At 78.3% G+C, this 686-nt stretch carries 1 protein-coding gene and 1 pseudogene; both read right to left on the reverse strand.

Annotation, left to right across the window (positions count from 1 at the left end):
• Positions 1-359: pseudogene (locus tag ACWJ6R_RS37550) on the reverse strand (ABC transporter permease); the annotation flags it as partial.
• A gap of 5 nt (positions 360-364) precedes the next feature.
• Positions 365-686 (reverse strand): ATP-binding cassette domain-containing protein (locus ACWJ6R_RS37555; RefSeq protein WP_449066741.1); only part of this gene is annotated, 322 nt, incomplete at its 5' end.

A 686-nucleotide genomic window follows, 5' to 3' on the forward strand; every position in this document is an offset into this window, starting at 1 on the left:
AGCGGCGCGGCCGTCTCCGGCGGCACGGTGGTCGCCTCGCGCAGCGCGACCGGCGACTTGCGGCCGCTCAGGGTGAGCGTCACCGGCGCCGTCCGGTACGGCCCGGCCACCCGCACCACGCCGGGCAGGCCCCGCAGGGCCACCAGGTCCGGGGCCTCGCCGGTGTGGATCCACACGTGCGCGCCGCGCGTCCGCTCGAACAGCCCGCGCCAGGGGTTGGTGCCGTCCTCCAGCAGGGTCGCCGCGGCGACCAGCGCGGCGACGATCCCGGCCACCGAAAGGACGGTGAGCAGCGCCTGGCCGCGGCGTGCCCGCAGGTCGGCGCGGATCCAGCGGGCCGACGCCCGCACGGTGTCCACGGCGGCTAACCCCGCAGCTCCACCACGTCGCCGACGCCGCCCCGGGGGCGGCGACGGGACACCGGGAGGGCGCCGTCGTCGACGATCTGGCCGTCGAGGAGGGAGACCACCCGGTCGGCGAGGCCCGCCACCCGGGCGTCGTGGGTGACCAGGACGATCGTCTGGCCGTCGCGGTGCACCTGGCCGAGCAGCTTCAGCACGTCGCGGGTGTTGCGGCTGTCCAGGTTGCCGGTGGGCTCGTCGGCCAGCAGCAGCCGGGGGCGGTTGGCCAGCGCGCGGGCCAGCGCCACGCGCTGCTGCTCGCCGCCCGCGAGCTGGGCGGGGGGC

It is taken from the genome of Planomonospora algeriensis (genome assembly GCF_977012225.1).